Raw genomic sequence first — 19,233 nt, 5'->3', positions numbered from 1 at the left:
GCGCCCCTAACATGGCAGCCGTGAAAGCCCTGCTGCTCGAGAACATCCACTCCGAGGCCACCCGGATCCTCACCGAGGCCGGGTTCGAGGTCGACAACCGACCCGGGGGTCTCAACGAGGACGAACTGATCGAGGCCCTCGAGGGCGTCGACTACCTGGGCATCCGCTCGCGCACCCACGTGACCCGGGAGGTGCTCGACGCGCGCGGTGACACCCTGCAGGCCATCGGAGCGTTCTGCATCGGCACGAACCAGATCGATCTGGCGCGGGCCGCCGAGCACGGGGTGGCCGTCTTCAACGCGCCCTACTCCAACACCCGTTCGGTGGTGGAACTGGCGATCGGCGAGATCATCATGATGGCGCGCCACCTGGGCGACAAGTCCGCCATGATGCACGCCGGTGTCTGGGACAAGTCGGCCAAGGGCGCCCACGAGGTGCGCGGACGAACCCTCGGCATCGTCGGGTACGGCAACATCGGCGCCCAACTGTCGGTGGTGGCCGAGGCGCTCGGCATGCGCGTCATGTTCCATGACGTGGCCGACAAGCTGGCGCTCGGCAACGCCCGCAAGGCCGAGTCGCTGGACGAGCTGTTGGCCGAGTGCGAGACCATCACGCTGCACGTCGACGGTCGTGCCTCGAACGCCAACTTCTTCGGAGCGGACGAGTTCGCCAAGATGCGGCCGCGCTCGCTGTTCCTCAACCTGTGCCGGGGCATCGTCGTCGACCACCACGCGCTGGTCGAGAATCTCAAGTCCGGCCACATCGCCGGCGCCGCCATCGACGTGTTCCCCGCCGAGCCCAAGCTGGTCGGCGACCCGTTCGTCTCGGAACTGCAGGGCCTGCCCAACGTGATCCTGACCCCGCACATCGGCGGTTCCACCCAGGAGGCGCAGACCGACATCGGACGATTCGTGGCCGGCAAGCTCGCCGACTTCTCCCGCCACGGGGCCACGGGCATGAGCGTCAACCTGCCGCAGATCGTCGCCCCCGCTCAGGAGGGCACCCGGGTGCTGCACCTGCACCGCAACGTGCCCGGGGTGATGGCGCGACTCAACCAGATCTTCTCGGAACATGGCGCCAACATCGGCAGCCAGCAGCTGTCGACCAAGGGCGAGCTGGGCTACTCGGTCACCGACGTGACCGCGGTCGGGTCCGACCTGCTGTCGACCCTGGAGGCGATGCCCGAGACCATCCGGGCGCGCGTCATCGGGTGACCCGGTAGCTCAGTCGCTGGCCAGTCGCTCCACCAGTTCGTCGTGCAGCAGGCCGTTGGTGGCGAGCGCCCCGGGCCCCTTGACGCCGTCCTCGCCATTGATCGAGGTGAACCGGCCCCCGGCCTCGCGCACGATCACGTCGAGCGCGGCCATGTCGTAGAGCTCGAGCTCGGGCTCGGTGGCGATGTCGACGGCACCCTCGGCCAGCAGCATGTAGCTCCAGAAGTCGCCGTAGGCGCGGGTTCGCCAGCAGTCGCGCATCAGGTTGACGAACTGCTGCCCGCGACCACTGGACACCCAGCCGTCCAGGCTGGCGTAGCTCAGGGACGAGTCCTCGACCGCGGCCACCTTCGACACCTGGATGGGGGTGCCGCGCAGCAGGGTCGTGCCGGTCCAGGCGCCGCCGCCCTTGGAGGCCCACCAGCGCCGCGACAGCGCGGGCGCCGAGACCACCGAGGCCACGATCTCGTTGTCGACGCTGAGCGCGATCAGGGTGGCCCAGACGGGAACGCCGCGCACGAAGTTGGCGGTGCCGTCGATGGGGTCGATGATCCAACGCCGCGGACCCCAACCGGTGTCGTCACCCTCTTCGCCGTGCACGGCGTCGCGCGGGCGGGCCTTCTTCAGGGTGGCCCGGATCGCCTCCTCGACCGCCATGTCGGCATCGGTGACATGCGTCATGTTCGGCTTCATCGACACGTGCAGGTCGCGGGCCTTGAACCGGCTCATGGTGATCGAGTCGGCGTTGTCGGCCAGCAGGTGAGCGAGTCTGAGGTCGTCGGTGAAGTCAGGGGCCATGCGCAGCAGCCTAGTGGTCGGCGGCCCGGACGGCCCGTCAGTGACCAGCCAACTCCATGCGGCGGAACGACTCGACGCGTGAGGCGGGCAGCCGACCCGCCGTGACGGCCTCGTCCAGGGCGCAGTCGGGGGCATCCGCCCGGTGGGTGCAGCCGCGTGGGCAGTCCTCGGCCACCTCGGCCAGGTCGCCGAAGGAGGCGAGCACCGAGTCCCGGTTGACGTGACTGAGCCCGAAGGAGCGCACCCCGGGGGTGTCGATCACCCACGACTCATCCCCATCGAACGAATCATCCCCGCCAGAGAGGGGTGGCAGCACCAGGGCGATGGCCGAGGTCGAGGTGTGCTTGCCTCGTCCGGTGACCTCGTTGACCTCGCCGATCGAGCGGCGTGCGTCGGGGATCAGCGCGTTCACCAGGGTCGACTTGCCCACCCCGGAATGACCCACGAACACCGTCACGTGCTGGTCGAGCAGTTCCCGGATCTCGGTCAGATCGGCGCCGGGACGGGTGACCACCACCCGCACGTCGAGCGGCGCGTAGGCCGCGATCAACTCGTCGGGGCTGGCCAGGTCGGCCTTGGTCAGACACAGGATGGGCTCGATGCCGGCGTCGTAGGCGGCCACCATGATGCGGTCGATCATGCCCACCCGCGGAGGCGGGTCGGCCAGGGCTGTCACCATCAGCAACTGGTCGGCATTGGCCACGATCGGCCGCTCCCAGGGGTCGTTGTCGTCGGCCGTGCGGCGCAGCACCGTCGTCCGCTCACTGACCTCGACGATCCGGGCCAGCGTGCCCTCGTCGCCCGACACGTCGCCGTCGAGCCGCACCTCGTCGCCGACGATCGCCGCCTTGCGCCCCAACTGGCGCGCCTTGGTGGCCGAGACCATCACGTCGCCCACCAGGCAGCGGAACCGGCCCCGGTCGACCGTGATCACTCGCCCGAGCGGCAGGGCCGAGTAGTCGGGACGATCCTTGGTGCGCGGCCGAGACCGCTTGCCCGGTCGACCGAAGCTGGCGTCGTCCTCGTCGCGAATCGAGCCGCGCACCGCCCGGGGACTCAAGCGTCGTCCCCGCCGGCCAGCATGCGGCCCCACAGGCCGGGGAAGTCGCGGATCGTCTTGGTGGTGCAGGCCACGTCGGTGAGTTCGACCCCGTCGACGACCAGACCGGCCAGCGCGCCCACGTGGGCCATGCGGTGATCGGCGTAGGTCTCGAACGAGCCGCCGCTCAGACCGGTGCCGTCGGGCCCGGCGCCGGTGATGACCAGGCCGTCGCCGGTCTCGACCACCGTGGCTCCCAGCTTGGTGAACTCGGTGCGCAGGGCAGCGAGTCGGTCGGTCTCGTGGCCGCGAATGTGGGCCACCCCGCGAATCGTCGTCTCACCCGTGGCGAACAGGGCGATGGCCGCCGCGCAGGGGGTCAGGTCGGCCCCGTCGCGCAGGTCGAGGTCGGCCCCGTGCAGGTTCCCGGACGACCGAACCGTCAGCCCGTCGGGCGTGAGTTCGGTGGTGCAGCCGTAGGCCTCGAGCACCCCACGGAACAGGGCACCCGACTGGGTGGTCTCGGCCGGCCAGGCCGCAATCGTGACCTCGCCACCGGTGATGGCCGCCGCGGCCAGGAAGACTGAGGCCCCGGTCAGATCGGGCTCGATCTGGGTGTCGAGGGCAGACACCGGCCCGGGTGCCACCCGCCAGGTGCGCTCGTCGACCCGCTGGGCGTCGACCCCGCGGTCGCGGAGCATCTGCACGCTCATTTCGATCGGGGGGATCGAGGGGAACTCCTCGCCGGTGTGGTGCACCTCGATGCCGTGCGGGAACCGGGCCGCGCACAGCAGCAGGGCCGACACGAACTGGCTCGACCCCGACGAGTCGATCTCGACCCGCGGCCCGCCGAGCCCCGCGGCGGGAGCGTCGACGGTCAGCGGCAGGTGGTCGGAGTCGACGGTGCAGCCCAGTTGGCGCAGCCCGTCGAGCATTGGCTTCATGGGGCGGACGAACGACTCCTCGTCGCCGGTGAACGCCGTGGTACCGCCTGCGGCCGCGGCCAGCGGGGGCACGAAGCGCATCACGGTGCCAGCGAGGCCACAGTCGACGGGCTGCGACGGTGTGGTCAGGGTCGGCGGCGGCGTCACCACCCACTCCGCGCCCCCGACCTCGTCACCCTCGACGTCGACCCGCACGCCGAACTGGGAGAGCGCCGCCCGCATCAGGTCGGCGTCACGGCTGTCGAGACCGCCGCGAATCCGCGACGGGGCATCGGCGAGAGCGGCCAGCAGCAGGGCGCGGTTGGTCTCGGACTTGGAGCCGGGCACAGAAACGTGCGCACGGATTTCTCCGTGCGCACGCGGGGCAGACCAAGGGGTGGTCGTGGTCACGACACCGCCTTGGTGAGCTGCTTCTTGGCCTGCTTGGCTTCCTTGGCCAGCTGCTTCTTGCGGGCGGCGGCCTCGCGGGCCACCGTGCGCTGGGCCTGCTCGGCACGCCAGCCCAGTCCCGGACGACCCTGGGTGTCGCCGGCGGCGATCATGGTGGCGCCCAGCAGGGCGACGTTGCGCAGCAACAGCCCACGTGCGTGGGAGCGCTCCTCCTGCGAGGCGCCCTTCGGTGCGCGCGAGGCGATCACGTGCGGCACCATCGAGAGGGCCAGGACGCCGGCGCCCAGCTGCCGTCCGATGCCGGTGGCGAGCATCACACCGCCCGCGACCTGCGCGGCGCCGGCGATCCTGACCAGCGATTCGGTGTCTTCGGGAATGTAGTTGGCCACGCTCGGGGGTGCGACGCGCTGGGCCAACGGCACCACCTTGGTGGCGATCGGCTCGGCACTGTCCACGAGCTCCTGCGGCTTGGTGAACGACTTGACGCCGTTCACCACGAAGAAGCTGGCGAGCATGGTGCGACCTGCGAAACGAAGAAGACTCATGCGGGCCATTCTGCCCTAGTGTCGCCCATTTCTGCCTAGGGTCAACAGTATGTGCGGACGATACGCAGCCTCCGCCAGCGCCGATCTGCTGGTCGAGACCTTCGAGGTGGACGAGGTCGTGACCGGCGCGGGTGACGGCACGGACGCCCCGCCGCCGTGGCAACTGCCCCGCTGGAACATCGCCCCGACCGACCCGGTGGCGGTGGTGATGGACCGGGCCGTCAAGGACTCCGACGAGGTCACCCGCAAGCTGGCGGGCTTGCGCTGGGGGCTGGTGCCGTCGTGGTCGAAGGAACTGCCCACCCGGGCACCCCTGATCAACGCCCGCCTCGAGACGGTCGCCGAGAAGCCCAGCTTCCGCCGACCCATGGCCGCCCGTCGCTGCCTGCTGCCCGCCGACGGCTACTACGAGTGGTACACGCTGGACGACGGCCCGGCGACGCCCCGCGCCAAGCCGCGCAAGCAGCCCTTCTACATCCGTCCCAGCTCGGGACTGATGGTGATGGCGGGGCTGTACGAGTTCTGGCGCGACCCGACCAAGGACCGGGAGGCCGACGACGCCTGGGTGATCAGCTGCTGCATCATCACCACCGCGGCCACCGACGACCTCGGCCAGATCCACGACCGGATGCCGGTTCAGGTGCCCGCCGCTCACGTGGACGAGTGGCTCGACCCCTCGCTCACCGATGCCGAGGCGGCCAAGGCCCTGCTGCACGTGCCCGAACCGGGCGAGATGACCGCCTACGCCGTCTCGACGGCCGTCAACGCGGTGCGCAACGACGGGCCTGAGCTGGTGGAACCGCTGCCGGACGAGCCGGCCGAAGGAGTGCTGGTATGACCACGACGATCGCGCCCCAGCAGTTCAGCCTCGACACTCCCGAGGGCCCCGCCCTGTGGACGATCAGCCGGGCTGCGGAACCGACGGGCACGGTGCTGGCCCTGGGACATGGTGCCGGCGGGCAGATCACCGCCAAGGACCTGGTGGCGATCGCCCACCTGCTGCCCGGCCGGGGGGTGCACGTGGCCCGCTTCACCCAGCCGTGGAAGGTGGCCGGCCGGAAGATCACCGCCGGCCCGGCCGTGCTCGACCGCGGCTGGAACAGCGCCGTCTCGCGGCTTCTGACCCATCTCGGCGCCGACCGGTTGGTGTCGGGTGGCCGGTCCAACGGGGCCCGGGTGGCCTGCCGCACGCAGGCCGAGTCGGGGGCGATCGGTGTCGTCTGTCTGGCGTTCCCGCTGCACCCGCCGGGTCAACCGGCCAAGAGCCGCGCCGAGGAGTTGCTGGCCTCGTCGGCGCCGACGCTGGTCGTCCAGGGCAGTTCCGACCCCTACGGGTCACCGGACGAACTCGCGGCCGTTCTGCCCGCGGGCTCGCCGGTGCGAGTGCTGCCAGTCGAGGGCGCGGGTCACGGGCTGGCCAGGCACGCCTGGGTGGCCGAGCAGGTGGCCGAGTTCGTGGACGGGCTGTGAGGATGGCGAGATGGTGACGAACGAAACTGTTCCCAACGAAACTGTGCCCGACGGCAGCGACCCTCACGAGCTGGCGCACTGGTTGTTCGATCGCGCACGTGCGGGCGAGGGCGACCTGGTGGCCGCCTACGTCGACGCCGGAGCACCGGTCGATCTCAGCGATGCCGATGGCAACACCCTGTTGATGTTGGCCGCCTATCACGGCCACGCCGACGCCGTGTCGGCGCTGGCCGATCGGGGGGCCGACCCCAACGCGCTCAACAATCGGGGGCAGTCGCCCCTGGCCGGGGCCGTCTTCAAGGACGAGCAGGCGGTGATCGACGCCTTGCTGTCGGCTGGCGCCGATCCCGACCTCGGGCAGCCGACCGCGCGGCAGACCGCCGAGATGTTCGGCAGGTCCGACCTCTTCACCTGAGGGCCTCGGGCGGCGAGAATGGGGGCATGCTGACCTGGACGATCCGGTCACTGGGGCCCGAGACGCAGGCTGCCTACTCGGCTCTGGTGGCCGAGCACCCCGCCACCACGCGTGGTGCCTCAACACAGGGGGGTGTGCACCGCCACGACGACGAGCGCGCTCGTGCCGCGCTGGTGTTCGACCCCGACGGCACCTGTCTGGGCTGGGCCCAGTACGGCAGCCCGGACGAGGTGCCCGTCGTCAAGCACCGCCGCACCTACGAGGCCCACGCGGAGGAGTCCGAGGCGCCCGACTGGCGCCTGTGCTGCGTCTTCGTGGGCTCCCGCTTCCGCAGACTCGGCGTCGCCCGGGCGGCCGTCGAGGGTGCGCTCGACCTGATCGCGGACGAGGGCGGGGGTCTGGTCGAGGCCATCAGCGAGGTCACCCACGACCGTGAGGTCGACCCGCGCAGCCTGGTGACCGCCACCGTCGAACTCTTCGAGCGCCACGGGTTCGAGCGGGTGAGGCAGGTCGGTCGCCACGCCTGGGTCGTGCAGCGTCGGCTGGAACCGGCCCGGGCGGCCGGCCGGGTGCTCGACGTGGGCATCGACCCGTCCTCGCGCGTGGTCGACGCCTGGCGCGGCCACGCCGGGGTGATCGAGGCCGTGGAGGCCCGCCGCCCGGAATAACCGGGGCTCGTCCCTGCGTTGACATCGACATGAGCGCACCAGCAGTTGTCGAGCGGACGAGCGTGGGCACCGCCACGGGTCTGCCTGCCAGCATGCGCGAGTGGGTAGAATCGTCGGTCGTGACGATCCCTCATGCAGACTCCGTCGTCGCCGAGGCCGATGTCGCGGACGAGACGCCCGAGCAGCGTGCCGCCCGCTTCGAGGCCGATGCGATGCAGTACCTCGACCAGCTGTACGGTGCCGCGCTGCGCATGACGCGCAACCCCAGCGACGCCGAGGACGTGGTGCAGGACACCTACGCGAAGGCCTTCCAGTCGTTCGCCCAGTTCACGCCGGGCACGAACCTGAAGGCGTGGCTGTACCGGATTCTCACCAACACCTACATCAACTCCTACCGCAAGGCGCAGCGTCAGCCCAAGACCAGTGGTGCGGGCGACGACGTCGAGGACTGGCAGTTGGCCCGCGCCGCCGAGCACGACTCGACCGGCCTGCGTTCGGCCGAGGTCGAGGCGCTCGAGCAGATTCCCGACCAGGACATCGTCGAGGCGCTCAACCAGTTGTCGCCCGACTTCCGCCAGGCCGTCATGCTGGCCGACGTCGAGGGGTTCGCCTACAAGGAGATCGCCGAGATCATGGGCACGCCGATCGGCACCGTGATGTCACGACTGAACCGCGGTCGCTCGCAATTGCGTGGTCTGCTGGCCGGTGTGGCGCACGAGCGCGGCATCGGGCTCGACCACGACGCCTCCGGTCGCAAGATCACCGATGCCAACACGGATCGCAAGCAGAACAAGGAAGTGCAGTCATGAGCGCCGCCGAACGCCACGAGGACCACCCGCACGTCGTGGGTCACGAGGGGCACGGTCCCGAGGAGCACGACGCCTGCCTGGTCGCGCTGGAGAAGCTGCAGGAGTTCCTGCACCACGAGCTCGACGCCTGCACCGAGGACGGCATCCGTCGCCACCTGGCCGCCTGTGACAGCTGTCTGGAGACCTTCGACATCGAGCAGACCATCACGATGCTGGTGAAGCGATGTCACCCCGAACAGCAGGCCTCCGCCGATCTGCGCATGCGGGTGATGAAGATGTCGGTGACCATGCACCGCCCCGACGCACCCACCAGCTGATCGTCCCGAACACGAAACACCCCCGACCTCGACGAGGTGCGGGGGTGTTCGGTGTTCGACGAACGACGGCTCAGCTGTTGGGGCGCTTGCCGTGGTTCGCTGCGTTCTTGCGACGAGCGCGACGCTTGCGTCCACCCTTGCCCATGGCAGCCTCCATTCGTTGAAGATCCCCGAAGGGATCTCGTTGGTCCGACTTGTCATTCTGCCAGAGGTGGGCGGTCGAGACCCAATCGGGTGGGCGCCCTAGACTCCTCGGCATGGCATCGCTCGGTCAGATCCTCACCGACCACACCAATCTCGCGCCCGGCGACATGGACTGGCTGAAGGCGTTCGTCAACGAGTGGCACCTGCTGGCCGACACGTCGTTCTCCGACCTGATCCTGTGGGTGCCCGACATCGACGACAACATCTTCTGGGCGGCGGCGCAGATTCGTCCGAACACCGGGCCGACGGCCCTCGAGGACGACGTCGTGGGCGAGTCGATCAGCTACGACCCCGAACACCTGGTGCTCGAGGCATACCTGTCCGAGGAGATCTGCGAGACCTCCGACAACCAACTGCGGGCCGGCATTCCGGTCGACGTCTGGGCGATCCCGATCATCCGCAATGACCGAGTCATCGGGGTGGTCGAACGGCACACCAACCGGATGGGCGTGCGGGCACCCGGAGCGTTGGAGGATGCCTACCTGGAGACCGCCGACATCCTGTCGGGCATGGTCTGGCAGGGTTCCTTCCCCGTGTACCCGCCGTCGGACCCCTCCATCAGCCCCAAGGTCGGCGACGGCATGGTGCTCACCAGCGTCACCGGCATCATCAGCTACGCCACACCCAACGCCATCTCGGCCTACCGGCGCATGGGGTACGTCGGCGACCTCGAGGGTGACGACATCCGGCAGCTGATCCAGGACCTGCTCGCGAAGTACCCGCAGCTCGGGCAGACGATCACGGCCGACCTGACCGGCACCGTCGTCCGAGAGCTCGATCTGGAGTCGAACCAGGCGACCATTCGTATGCGGGTGGTGCCACTGACCGATGTCGACGGCAGTCTCGGCACCATGCTGCTGGTGCGCGACACCACCGAGCTGCGGCACCGCGAGCGGGCGCTGGTCACCAAGGACGCCACCATCCGCGAGATCCACCACCGGGTGAAGAACAACCTGCAGACGGTGGCGGCGCTGCTGCGGCTGCAATCGCGACGCATGCAGTCGTCGGAGGCGCAGGGCGCCCTGAAGGACGCGATGAGTCGCGTGCAGGCCATCGCCGTCGTGCACGAGATCCTCAGCCAGGCCTTCGACGAGACGGTCGTCTTCGACGACGTGGCCGACCGCATCCTGCGGATGGTGGGTGACGTCGCCGCCGCCCAGGGCAGCGTCGACGCCCGTCGGCAGGGAAGCTTCGGCATGGTGCCGGCCGCGATCGCCACCAACCTTGCGCTGGTGATGACCGAGCTGTGCCAGAACGCCGTCGAGCACGGCCTGGCGCAGGGGTCGGGTCAGGTGCGGGTGGTGCCCACGCGCGAGGGTTCCCAACTCACCGTCGAGGTGAAGGACGACGGCCGCGGGGTGCCCCCGGAGTTCTCGATCGCCACCTCACCGAGCCTGGGGCTGAACATCGTCAACACCCTGGTCTCTGACCTGGGGGGCAGCTTCACGCTGGCCAATGCCGGGTCGAAGGACTCCGGTGGTGGAGCGGTGGCGACGGTCGTGATCCCCATCAAGGAGTGAGCGTCACGTCCTCGATGGGGCGTCGAGCGGGGGAGTGATTCAGGCTCAGGAGTTGCGCAACCGCGAGCGGGCCTGGCGGCGCTTCATGGCGCGGCGCTCGTCCTCACTGAGGCCGCCCCAGACGCCGTGGTCCTGACCGGCTTCGAGCGCCCATGCGAGGCACTGCTCGCGAACCTCGCAACGGCGACAGACCACCTTGGCCTGTTCGATCTGAAGGATGGCGGGGCCGGTGTTCCCGATGGGGAAGAACAGCTCCGGATCTTCGGTGAGGCATGCCGCGCGGTGGCGCCAGTCCATGTCGGTGTGACTCCTTCTCGATGCTGGGGCATCGTGACGACTGCGAATCCTGCGGATTCGCCGGGCATCCCATGGGCCTACCAAGACGTGCTGGCCGGGCTCACGCCACACTAGCGCCGAGACGATGCTGGCGAGTGGAAACGAGCCGACTGCATGGGAACAACGCTCTAGAGTATCCCGGTGACCCCCCCAGAAACCACCCCTGCGCCCGCCGGTGTTGCCGGTTTCCGCCGACCGCTGATGATCGCGGGTCTGTTGACGCTGCTCGCGGCCATGGCGCTGGTCGCCGTCGGGGTCGCCGTGGTCGCCCAGGTGCACGGCATCTTCTCGGTCGGAGTGGGCGCGATGCTGCTGCTCTACGGCCTGATGGTGGGCGCCATCGGGGTCGTGGCCGTCCGGGGACGAGGGTGGTCGTCGGGAGCCGTCGTGGCCGCGGCCGTGCTGCACGTGCTGGTGGTCGTCGCCATCGCTCGCCACGCCAACCCGTGGTGGTGGGCGCTGCTGGTGCCGTTGGTGGCCACGGCCGTCGCCGGTGTGCTCGCCCGGGTGAGGGCGCAGCGTCTGACCGACTGAGGTCGGCCTCAGCCGATGCGTCGGGCCCCGGCGGCCGGGGTGGCGCTGAACCACACCGGCGCCGCGAACCCTTCGTCCTCGAAGGCGGCGGCGACGGATCGTCCGACCTGGTCGCCCTCGCCCGCCCGGCACAGGGCGATGATGCAGCCACCGAATCCGCCGCCGGTCATGCGCGCACCCAGAGCGCCCGCGGCCCGCGCCGACTCGACCGCCAGATCAACGGTCGGCACCGTGATCTCGAAGTCGTCGCGCATCGAGGTGTGCGAGGCGTCCAGCAGCGGAGCCAGGGCCTCGAACTCGCCGGCCTGGGCCAGATCGATCGCATGCAGCACCCGCTCGTCCTCGGTGACCACGTGGCGCACCCGCTTGCTGAGCAGTGCGGCCTCGGGGTCGGACTTGAGGGTCGCCAGGGCGGCCTCGAGGTCGGTCACGTCACGCAGGGCGGGCACCCCCAGCAGGGCGGCGGCACGCTCGCAGCTGGCCCGTCGCTCGGCGTACTCGCCGTCGACATGGCTGTGCGGGGTCTTGGTGTCGAGCACGAGGATCTCAAGGCCGGCGCCGGCGAGATCCATGGGCACCTGGTCCGTCTCGTACGAGCGGCAGTCGAGGAACAGCGTGTTGCCCTCGGTGCACAGCGTCGAGGCGGCCTGGTCGAGCAGCCCGGTGGGTGCGCCGACGTAGGCGTTCTCGGCCAGTCGGGCCAACTGCGCACGCTCCAGGGGAGCGATGTCGAGCCCGAACAGGTCGCAGAGCGCGCCGATGGTGGCGCACTCGATGGCCGCCGAGCTCGACAGTCCGGCGCCGACGGGAACATCGGACGAGAGCACGGCCGTCAGGCCGACGCCCACCGCGGTGCCACCGTGAGCACCCGTGCGGGACGCCCAGTCGTTGACGGCCCACACGCAGCCGGTGACGTAGTCCCACCAGCCACGTTCGCCCGCGTCCTGCGCGTCGAACCGACGAAGATCCGCCAGGGCCACCTCGTGGGTCTCGTCCAGATCGACCGAACGGACGACCAGCAGGTCGTCCTCGCGCCGGGAGAGGCTGACCAGCGCGCACTGCTCGAGCGCGAACGGCATCACATATCCGTCGTTGTAGTCGGTGTGCTCGCCGATCAGGTTGACGCGCCCGGGGCCCGCCCAGATGACGGAGGGTTCACCCCCGGCCAGGTCTCGGTGGGCAGCCTGCAGCGCGGCGACGTCCTTCATGTGCCTTGTCCTCGTTCTCGTGTGTCGCGGGTCGTCACTCGTCGTCGTCATCGTCGTCGAGGCGGGCCAGCCAGGTGGCGACCCGCTCGACGGGCGTCTCGAACTCGGGGTACAGGTCGACGAAGGTGCGCAGCTGCTCGGCGAGCCAGGCGAAGCTGACCTCCTCCTCGCCGCGGCGACGTTCCAGTTCCTCGAGTCCGCGATCGGTGAAGTACACGGCTCAGCCCTGCAATCCCTCGAAGGCCCGGTGCAGCAGTTCGGCCTCCTGCGCTTGGTGCACCTTCGTGAGACCCACCGACGGAGCCGAGGCGGCCGGGCGGGTGATCCCGCTGAACTGCAGCCGGTAGTCGGGCAGGTGCTCGGCGACGGCATCGGCCAGGTGCAGCTGCATGAACTGGTACGCGCCCTGGTTCTCGGGCTCGTCCTGCACGAAGCGCACGTCGTCGACGTGACGGTACTGGGCCATGATGGTCGCCAGTGCCTCACCGGGCAGCGGGTAGAGCCGCTCCAGCGCCACGATCGCGACCGCACCGTCGAGCCCGAGCTTCTTGCGCTCGGCCACGAGATCCCAGCGAATCTTGCCCGAGCACAGCAGCACGGCCTTGACCTTCGAGGGATCGGTGACGGTCGGGTCGTCCAGCGCCGGCTCCCACTTGCCGGTGGTGAAGTCCTCGGGGCGCGAGCTGGCCAGCTTGTTGCGCAGCATCGACTTCGGCGTGGCGATCACCACCGGGCGGTGCCAGTTCACGTAGGCGTGCTGGCGCAGCAGGTGGAAGTGGCTGGCCGGGGTCGACGGCTGGCAGACGGCCAACGCGTTCTCGCTGCACAGCTGCAGCCAGCGCTCGATGCGGGCCGAGCTGTGGTCGGGGCCAGCGCCCTCGTGTCCGTGGGGGAGCAGCAGCACCACGCCCGACTTCTGGGTCCATTTGGCCGCGCCCGAGCTGATGAACTCGTCCGCGATCGTCTGCGCGCCGTTGGCGAAGTCGCCGAACTGGGCCTCCCACAGCACCAGCGCCTCGGGCGCGGCCACCGAGTAGCCGTACTCGAAGCCCATCACCGCGTACTCGCTGAGCAGCGAGTCGAAGACCTCGAAGGTGGCCTGCCCCTCGGACAGGTGCTTCAGGGGCACCCACGACTCGTTGGTGTGCCGGTCGACGATCGCCGCGAAGCGCTGCACGAAGGTGCCACGGCGCGAATCCTGGCCGGTCAGGCGCACGGGGCGGCCCTCCAGCAGCAGGGAGCCCAAGGCCAGCAACTCACCGGTGGCCCAGTCGATCGGGCCCTCCATGATCGACTTGGCGCGGCGCTCGAGCTGCGGGAGCACCTTGGGGTGCACCGTGAACCCCTCCGGGAACGTCGAGTGCACGCCGGCGACCACGGCCATCACGTCGGGGGTGATGGCGGTGCCGGTGAAGCCCTCGGGCTTGACGGGGTAGACCGGCACCTTCTTGTACTCGTCCGCGTCGGGGGCGGCCTCGCGCACCTCCTTGAAGACGTTCTCGAGGCGGGTGCGGAAGCGGTCCATCACCTCTTCGGCGTCGGCGACCGAGATGTCACCACGGCCGATCAGCGACTCGGTGTAGAGCTTGCGGGTCGAACGCTTCTGCTCGATCAGGTCGTACATGCGCGGCTGCGTGAAGCTGGGGTCGTCGCCCTCGTTGTGCCCGCGGCGGCGGTAGCAGATCAGGTCGATGACCACGTCCTTGTTGAACGCCTGTCGGAACTCGTAGGCCATCCGGGCGGCCCGCACGCAGGCGTCGGGGTCGTCCCCGTTCACGTGGAAGACGGGCGCCTCGATCACCTTGGCGACATCGGTGCAGTACACGCTCGTGCGCGACTCGCCGGGCGAGGTGGTGAAGCCGACCTGGTTGTTGACCACCAGATGAATGGTGCCGCCGGTCTTGTAGCCGCGCAGCTGGCTCATCTGCATGGTCTCGTAGACCACACCCTGGCCGGCGAACGAGGCGTCGCCGTGCATCAGGATCGGGACGACCGGGTAGACCCCGCCCGTCGACCGCAGCCGGTCGAGCTTGGCGCGGGCGATGCCCTCGACCACCGGGTTGACGGCCTCGAGGTGCGACGGGTTGGCGGCCACCGACGCCTTCACTGTGGCACCCGACAGGGCGGTGAACTGGCCCTCGGCGCCCAGGTGGTACTTCACGTCACCGGTGCCCTGGGAGTTGCGGGGATCCATGTTGCCGTCGAACTCGGCGAAGATCTGGCCGTACTTCTTGCCGATGATGTTGGCCAGCACGTTCAGTCGACCGCGGTGCGGCATGCCGATGCAGACCTCGTCGAGGTCGTCGTTGGCGGCCTGCTCGCAGATCTCGTCGAGCACCACGATCGCCGACTCGCCACCCTCGAGCGAGAACCGCTTCTGGCCGACGAACTTGGTCTGCAGGAAGGTCTCGAAGATCTCGGCCTCGTTGAGCTTGTCGAGAATGCGCAGGTGCTCGTCGCGGGGAAGGGTGACGTGCTCCTTCTCCATGCGCTCCTGGAACCAGAATCGCTGGTCGGGATCCGAGATGTGCATGTACTCGATGCCGAGCGTGTGGCAGTACGAGTCGCGCAGGATGTCGAGGATCTCGCGCAGGGTCAGGTAGGCGCGACGGTTGCCGCCGAAACGTCCGACCGCGAACTCACGGTCGAGATCCCAGATGGTCAGTCCATGGGTCTCCAGCTGCAGGTCGGGGTGGGTGCCGACCCGGTACTCCAGCGGATCGATGTCGGAGGCCAGGTGGCCGAACGAACGGTAGGCCTGCACCAGCTCGACCACGCGGGCCGCCTTGGCGACCTGGTTGGTGCGATGGGCCGAGATGTCGTTGGCCCAGCGCAGCGGCGGGTAGGGAATGCGCAGCGCCTTGAAGATGTCGTCGTAGAAGCCGTCCTGGCCGAGCAGCAGCTCGTACATCTTCTTCAGGAACTCACCCGACTGGGCGCCCTGGATGACGCGGTGGTCATAGGTCGAGGTGAGGGTGGTCAGCTTGCCCACGCCCAACTCGTTGAGCCGCGACTCGGAGTTGCCCTGGTACTCCGGCGGGTAGTCGATGGAGCCGACGCCGAGAATGACGCCCTGACCCATCATCAGGCGGGGCACCGAGTGGTTGGTGCCGATGCCGCCGGGGTTGGTCAGGGAGGCGGTGGTGCCGGCGAAGTCGTCCACGGTCAGCTCGCCGCGACGGGCCTTGCCGACCATCTCTTCATAGGCGCCCCAGAACTGGTTGAAGTCGAGCGACTCACAGTTCTTGATGTTGGGCACCAGCAGCTGACGGGTGCCGTCCTTCTTGGGCAGGTCGATGGCCAACCCCAGGTTGATGGCCGGGTTGGTCACCAGCGCCGGCTTGCCGTTCTCTTCGGCGTACGCGTTGTTCATCGCTGGCACGGCCTTGAGGGCCTGCACCATGGCGTAGCCGATGAGGTGGGTGAAGCTGACCTTGCCGCCCTTGCTGCGACGCAGGAAGTTGTTGATCATCGTGCGCTGGTCGATGACCAGCTTCATCGGCACCGAGCGCACCGAGGTGGCGGTCGGCATCGACAGCGAGGCGTCCATGTTCTTCGCGGTGCGCATCGGCGCACCTTTCATCACCGTGGTCACCGGCGCCTGCGACTCGACGGTCGGACGACGGGTCGGGTTGGGCGCATCGGCGCTCAGTCCACCGGACGCGCCGGGCACCGCCGGGCGGTTGGGACGGTTCTGCGGCACCGGACGAGGGGAGTTGGCCGAGTTCGGCACCGGCTTGGGATCGGCGGGCACCGGCTCGGGCGACTGCCTGGCCGCCGGCCGCGACGGATCGGGCTGGGGGGCCGGGGTCTGGGATGCCGGAGCCTGGGCCTGGGGGGCCGACGTCTGCGGAGCCTGGGCCTGGGGAGCCGGGGTTGCGGTGGTGGTCACGGACTGAGTGGGAGCCGCGGCACGACCCGCCTCACCGTCGAAGTAGGCGCGCCAGCTGGGGTCGAGCTCGTCCGGGTTGGTCTGGTAGGTCTCTCGCAGTTCTTCGATGAGCCAGTCGTTGGCCCCGAAGTCGCTTGCCGGGTCGTGGGACATGCTGTTTGAGGTGGAGGGAGCCACCATCGCCTTCTTCCGCTGAGTGCCGCCGTCAGGCCACCGCGCCTGATCCTCAGGCAAGGCTAGCGAACGCGGTGGGTTGGGCCAACCGACGGCGCCGAGAAGCGGGGCGTTCCGGTGTCAGTCCGCGCGCCGGTGCCGCCGCACCCCGAGCAGGGCGACGATCGCCGCGCCCTGGGCCAGCAGCCAGACGGCCACCATGGCGAGGTTGCGTGCCACCAGCACGTGCGTGGCCTCGGCCGAGCTGTGGGGGTTGCCGATCAGGCCGGCGTACTGCACGGGGTAGACCTGCTGGGTGAGCCAGGCCAGCGCGATGCAGGCGACCGCCAGCGTCGCCCCGAGCGTGCGCATCCGCCGGGACTTGGCCTCGACCACCAGGGCGGCCACGGGGGCGGCCAGCCACACGAGGTACTGCGGCGAGAAGGTCTTGTTGGCCACCAACATGCCCGCCACCACGGCGACCATCGCCAGCGTCAGCAGGTCTGCCGGCAGGGAGCGGTGGAACCAGGCCATCACACCCATGCCCAGCGCGCACAGCACGACGATCGCCATGGCCAGATCGGCCAGCTGCAGCCACTGGTCGACACCCGGCCCGAAGATCTCGAAGGCATTGTGGGAGCTGAAGTCGACCCGCCACTGCGTGCCGTCCACGCGTCGGCTCATCAGCCAGGTGGCGGGTACTGCTTCGATCTGCAGGCCCCGGTCACTCTGGAAGGTCAGGGGAGAGGTGAGCCTGGCCGGCGACGAGGTGATCAGCGCCAGCAGGGCCAGCCCGGCGCCGGCGATGCCGAACCAGACCAACCGCGCCATCCCGGCCCGGTGTCGTCCGACCAGCGGGGCGATCAGTAGGGCCGGCCACAGTTTCAGCGACGCCCCAGCGGCCACCAGGGCGCCGGAGACCCGGGGATGTTTGGTGACGTAGAGCGCGGCCAGGCCGACCACGAGCGCGGGCACCATGTCGTAGCGGAACCAGATCAGCCCCCCGAACGCGAGCACGAAGACGGTCCAGAACAGCACGGCCCTCATCGAGCCCCTCTTGAACAGCACGATCGTGAAGATGGCGTCGAGGGCGGCCATGGCGATGCCGAACAGCAGTACGTAGTCGTTGACCTCGCGGGCGGGCAGCACCAGCAGGCCCAGCACCCACAACACCGGCACCGGGTACTCGACGAGTCGGTTCATCCCGAGGTCCGGCTGGGCCATCCACGCGTAGTAGTAGCGCACGTCGTTCCAGATGAAGCGGTAGTGCTCCGACCAGTCGGCGAACATCCAGGCGCGGGTCACCACCCACAGCACGGTCCAGGTCAGCCAGTGTCGCCACACGAATGCCAGATCATCGACCACGTCGCGCACGAGCGTCCTCACGGTGCCTGTCCCTCCCGTTCTGCGATGGCCCGTTCAGCGATGGCCGGTTCGGGATCGCTGCCCTCGGGCGGACGATCCCCACCGCGGCGCAGGAACGACCACAGCCACTGCACCACCCACACCAGCAGCAGGACGATGCCGAGGTTGCGTGCGGCCAGCACCAGGGTGACCGCCGTCATGCCCAGATTCCCCTTGACCAGCGGTGCGTACCCGATGGGGTAGACCAGTTGGGTCAGAAGCGTCAGTGCCAGCAGCACCGAACCGGTGCGGATGAGCCGACGCTCGTCCTGCAGCCGTCGCCTGGCCGAGCGGTCGTCCGAGGCCGACAACACGCTGAGTCCGGCGGCCAGCGGGCCGCCCAGCCAGATGATGTACTGCGGCGAGAAGGTCTTGTTGGTGACGATCATGACCAGGATCACCATCAGCATCAGCACCACGCCCTCGATGCGGCGCCGCTCGCGCCCGGGGCGCAACCACGCCACGTAGGCGACCACCGCCAGGGCGTAGCCCGCATAGGACGACACCGTCGCCAGGGCCACCAGGGCGTTGGCGCCGGGGCCCCAGATCTCGAAGGCCTGGAAGCTGGAGATGCCCACCCAGTAGTCGTGACGCCGCACGATGCGCCACAGCATCACCGGGGTGGCCCACACCGATTCCACCTGCAGGTGGCGGCCGGACTGCCAGGTGAGGGGCGACAGCAGTCGGTCCCAGCCGGCCCAGATGAGGCTGGCCAGGGCGAGCAGGCCGCCGAGGCCGAAGACGGCCACCGTGGCCTTGAGCCGCGACCGGGCATCACCGCGCAGCAGCGCGGGCCACAACAGGGCCGGCCACAGCTTGGTGGCCGCCCCCAGACCGATCAGGGCGCCGGCTCGTCCGTGGTGGCGACTGACCAGCGCCAGCAGCGCCCACCCGGCGAGGGTGGCGGTGACCAGGTCGAAGCGCAGGTAGGCGGTCGGGCCGACGAAGGCCAGGAAGACCACCCAGAAGACGACGGCGACCCCGCGCAGTCGTCCGCCGTTGACCCACAGGCTGCGTGCGAACGACGCGTCGAGGGCCAGCATCACCACCACGAAGACGATCACGTAACCCAGCCGGGTCGTGAACCCCAGGTAGTAGGGAATCAGCAGCAGCCAGATGACCGGCGTCGGGTACTCCACGAGGGTCTGCCGGGGGCCGACCTCGAACAGGGCGCGCACCTTGTCGTAGTAGTAGACGACGTCGCCCTGGGTGCTGGGAGCCGCGATCAGCCAGACGGCGAAGACCGCGATGCGTGCGATCAACCACAGCTTCACCAAGAAATGGGGGTTGTCGAGTTGGGCGGCGGTGAACCAGGTGCTCCACGCCCACCAGCGGCGCTTCCAAGGAAGACGCTGGGGTTCGGACGTGGGGGG

Annotated in this window: 20 protein-coding genes; 9 read left to right on the top strand and 11 right to left on the bottom strand. The window is 69.3% G+C overall.

Features of this window, described 5'->3' with window-relative positions; translation table 11 throughout:
* Positions 1–20: 20 nt before the first annotated feature.
* Positions 21–1,214 (top strand): phosphoglycerate dehydrogenase, encoded by a 1,194-nt coding sequence (serA, locus tag ACSDQ9_RS02630; RefSeq protein WP_435143229.1) that lies wholly within the window; start codon positions 21–23, stop codon positions 1,212–1,214.
* A 9-nt stretch (positions 1,215–1,223) separates the two neighbouring features.
* Here the strand turns inward: serA and ACSDQ9_RS02625 are convergent, their stop codons facing one another.
* Genes ACSDQ9_RS02625 through ACSDQ9_RS02610 form a run of 4 tightly spaced genes read right to left on the bottom strand, consistent with a single transcriptional unit; the run spans position 1,224 to position 4,930 of the window.
* Positions 1,224–2,012 carry an inositol monophosphatase family protein gene (locus tag ACSDQ9_RS02625; RefSeq protein WP_435143228.1) on the bottom strand — a complete coding sequence of 263 codons (789 nt, stop codon included), beginning with the start codon at positions 2,010–2,012 and terminating at the stop codon, positions 1,224–1,226.
* Positions 2,013–2,049: 37 nt separating this feature from the next.
* A complete protein-coding gene (rsgA, locus tag ACSDQ9_RS02620; RefSeq protein ID WP_435143226.1) occupies positions 2,050–3,072 on the bottom strand; it encodes a ribosome small subunit-dependent GTPase A in 1,023 nt (340 codons plus the stop codon).
* Complete coding sequence (gene aroA, locus ACSDQ9_RS02615) at positions 3,069–4,385, bottom strand: 3-phosphoshikimate 1-carboxyvinyltransferase (protein WP_435143224.1); 1,317 nt, start codon at positions 4,383–4,385, stop codon at positions 3,069–3,071. The genes rsgA and aroA overlap by 4 nt, the downstream gene beginning before the upstream one ends.
* Positions 4,382–4,930, bottom strand: coding sequence for a DoxX family membrane protein (locus ACSDQ9_RS02610; protein WP_435143222.1), 549 nt, complete (start codon positions 4,928–4,930; stop codon positions 4,382–4,384). The genes aroA and ACSDQ9_RS02610 overlap by 4 nt, the downstream gene beginning before the upstream one ends.
* Positions 4,931–4,979: 49 nt before the next feature.
* Between ACSDQ9_RS02610 and ACSDQ9_RS02605 the strand changes: the two genes are divergently transcribed.
* From ACSDQ9_RS02605 to ACSDQ9_RS02580, 6 genes are all read left to right on the top strand, one after another.
* Positions 4,980–5,768 carry an SOS response-associated peptidase gene (locus ACSDQ9_RS02605; protein WP_435143220.1) on the top strand — a complete coding sequence of 263 codons (789 nt, stop codon included), beginning with the start codon at positions 4,980–4,982 and terminating at the stop codon, positions 5,766–5,768.
* Complete coding sequence (locus tag ACSDQ9_RS02600) at positions 5,765–6,400, top strand: alpha/beta hydrolase family protein (protein WP_435143218.1); 636 nt, start codon at positions 5,765–5,767, stop codon at positions 6,398–6,400. Before ACSDQ9_RS02605 ends, ACSDQ9_RS02600 begins: the two co-directional genes overlap by 4 nt.
* Before the next feature lie 10 nt (positions 6,401–6,410).
* A complete protein-coding gene (locus tag ACSDQ9_RS02595; RefSeq protein WP_435143217.1) occupies positions 6,411–6,815 on the top strand; it encodes an ankyrin repeat domain-containing protein in 405 nt (134 codons plus the stop codon).
* Between the two features lie 26 nt (positions 6,816–6,841).
* The gene (locus tag ACSDQ9_RS02590; protein ID WP_435143215.1) at positions 6,842–7,483 is read left to right on the top strand and encodes a GNAT family N-acetyltransferase; all 642 of its coding nucleotides are present in this window, start codon (positions 6,842–6,844) and stop codon (positions 7,481–7,483) included.
* 92 nt (positions 7,484–7,575) lie between these two features.
* Positions 7,576–8,292 carry a sigma-70 family RNA polymerase sigma factor gene (locus ACSDQ9_RS02585; RefSeq protein WP_435143213.1) on the top strand — a complete coding sequence of 239 codons (717 nt, stop codon included), beginning with the start codon at positions 7,576–7,578 and terminating at the stop codon, positions 8,290–8,292.
* Positions 8,289–8,609, top strand: coding sequence for a hypothetical protein (locus ACSDQ9_RS02580; protein ID WP_435143212.1), 321 nt, complete (start codon positions 8,289–8,291; stop codon positions 8,607–8,609). The genes ACSDQ9_RS02585 and ACSDQ9_RS02580 overlap by 4 nt, the downstream gene beginning before the upstream one ends.
* A gap of 70 nt (positions 8,610–8,679) precedes the next feature.
* Here ACSDQ9_RS02580 and ACSDQ9_RS02575 read toward each other — a convergent pair whose 3' ends face one another.
* Positions 8,680–8,754: a 50S ribosomal protein bL37 gene (locus tag ACSDQ9_RS02575; RefSeq protein ID WP_435143735.1), complete on the bottom strand. Its 75-nt coding sequence runs from the start codon at positions 8,752–8,754 to the stop codon at positions 8,680–8,682.
* A 112-nt stretch (positions 8,755–8,866) separates the two neighbouring features.
* Between ACSDQ9_RS02575 and ACSDQ9_RS02570 the strand changes: the two genes are divergently transcribed.
* Positions 8,867–10,333, top strand: coding sequence for a sensor histidine kinase (locus tag ACSDQ9_RS02570; protein WP_435143210.1), 1,467 nt, complete (start codon positions 8,867–8,869; stop codon positions 10,331–10,333).
* 45 nt (positions 10,334–10,378) lie between these two features.
* On the opposite strand, the gene ACSDQ9_RS02565 is transcribed toward ACSDQ9_RS02570, so the two are convergent.
* Positions 10,379–10,630, bottom strand: a complete 252-nt coding sequence (locus tag ACSDQ9_RS02565) for a WhiB family transcriptional regulator (protein WP_435143208.1) — start codon at positions 10,628–10,630, stop codon at positions 10,379–10,381.
* Positions 10,631–10,810: 180 nt separating this feature from the next.
* Between ACSDQ9_RS02565 and ACSDQ9_RS02560 the strand changes: the two genes are divergently transcribed.
* On the top strand, positions 10,811–11,203 hold the full coding sequence (locus tag ACSDQ9_RS02560) for a hypothetical protein (RefSeq protein WP_435143206.1): 393 nt from the start codon (positions 10,811–10,813) through the stop codon (positions 11,201–11,203).
* 8 nt (positions 11,204–11,211) lie between these two features.
* Here the strand turns inward: ACSDQ9_RS02560 and galK are convergent, their stop codons facing one another.
* From galK to ACSDQ9_RS02535, 5 genes are all read right to left on the bottom strand, one after another.
* Positions 11,212–12,411, bottom strand: a complete 1,200-nt coding sequence (galK, locus tag ACSDQ9_RS02555) for a galactokinase (RefSeq protein WP_435143204.1) — start codon at positions 12,409–12,411, stop codon at positions 11,212–11,214.
* Positions 12,412–12,445: 34 nt separating this feature from the next.
* Entirely contained in the window at positions 12,446–12,628 is a 183-nt protein-coding gene (locus ACSDQ9_RS02550) for a DUF6104 family protein (protein ID WP_435143202.1), read from the bottom strand.
* 3 nt (positions 12,629–12,631) lie between these two features.
* The gene (locus tag ACSDQ9_RS02545) at positions 12,632–16,483 is read right to left on the bottom strand and encodes a multifunctional oxoglutarate decarboxylase/oxoglutarate dehydrogenase thiamine pyrophosphate-binding subunit/dihydrolipoyllysine-residue succinyltransferase subunit (protein ID WP_435143200.1); all 3,852 of its coding nucleotides are present in this window, start codon (positions 16,481–16,483) and stop codon (positions 12,632–12,634) included.
* 114 nt (positions 16,484–16,597) lie between these two features.
* Complete coding sequence (locus tag ACSDQ9_RS02540) at positions 16,598–17,842, bottom strand: glycosyltransferase family 87 protein (protein WP_435143198.1); 1,245 nt, start codon at positions 17,840–17,842, stop codon at positions 16,598–16,600.
* Positions 17,839–19,134: a glycosyltransferase 87 family protein gene (locus ACSDQ9_RS02535; RefSeq protein ID WP_435143196.1), complete on the bottom strand. Its 1,296-nt coding sequence runs from the start codon at positions 19,132–19,134 to the stop codon at positions 17,839–17,841. Before ACSDQ9_RS02535 ends, ACSDQ9_RS02540 begins: the two co-directional genes overlap by 4 nt.
* Positions 19,135–19,233: the final 99 nt, after the last annotated feature.

It is taken from the genome of Aestuariimicrobium soli (assembly GCF_051192575.1).
GTDB lineage: Bacteria > Actinomycetota > Actinomycetes > Propionibacteriales > Propionibacteriaceae > Aestuariimicrobium > Aestuariimicrobium soli.
The sequence above is the reverse complement of the archived record's forward strand: the minus strand, read 5'-3'. Positions and strand labels throughout refer to the sequence as shown.

What these genes read in the sequence shown, in the direction of transcription:
- ACSDQ9_RS02625 (WP_435143228.1), bottom strand. Translation starts at nt 2,012, where the DNA reads ATGGCCCCTGACTTCACCGACGACCTCAGACTCGCTCACCTGCTGGCC.
- ACSDQ9_RS02610 (WP_435143222.1), bottom strand. Translation starts at nt 4,930, where the DNA reads ATGAGTCTTCTTCGTTTCGCAGGTCGCACCATGCTCGCCAGCTTCTTC.
- ACSDQ9_RS02605 (WP_435143220.1), top strand. Translation starts at nt 4,980, where the DNA reads ATGTGCGGACGATACGCAGCCTCCGCCAGCGCCGATCTGCTGGTCGAG.
- ACSDQ9_RS02600 (WP_435143218.1), top strand. Translation starts at nt 5,765, where the DNA reads ATGACCACGACGATCGCGCCCCAGCAGTTCAGCCTCGACACTCCCGAG.
- ACSDQ9_RS02595 (WP_435143217.1), top strand. Translation starts at nt 6,411, where the DNA reads ATGGTGACGAACGAAACTGTTCCCAACGAAACTGTGCCCGACGGCAGC.
- ACSDQ9_RS02590 (WP_435143215.1), top strand. Translation starts at nt 6,842, where the DNA reads ATGCTGACCTGGACGATCCGGTCACTGGGGCCCGAGACGCAGGCTGCC.
- ACSDQ9_RS02585 (WP_435143213.1), top strand. Translation starts at nt 7,576, where the DNA reads ATGCGCGAGTGGGTAGAATCGTCGGTCGTGACGATCCCTCATGCAGAC.
- ACSDQ9_RS02580 (WP_435143212.1), top strand. Translation starts at nt 8,289, where the DNA reads ATGAGCGCCGCCGAACGCCACGAGGACCACCCGCACGTCGTGGGTCAC.
- ACSDQ9_RS02570 (WP_435143210.1), top strand. Translation starts at nt 8,867, where the DNA reads ATGGCATCGCTCGGTCAGATCCTCACCGACCACACCAATCTCGCGCCC.
- ACSDQ9_RS02565 (WP_435143208.1), bottom strand. Translation starts at nt 10,630, where the DNA reads ATGGACTGGCGCCACCGCGCGGCATGCCTCACCGAAGATCCGGAGCTG.
- galK (WP_435143204.1), bottom strand. Translation starts at nt 12,411, where the DNA reads ATGAAGGACGTCGCCGCGCTGCAGGCTGCCCACCGAGACCTGGCCGGG.
- ACSDQ9_RS02545 (WP_435143200.1), bottom strand. Translation starts at nt 16,483, where the DNA reads ATGGTGGCTCCCTCCACCTCAAACAGCATGTCCCACGACCCGGCAAGC.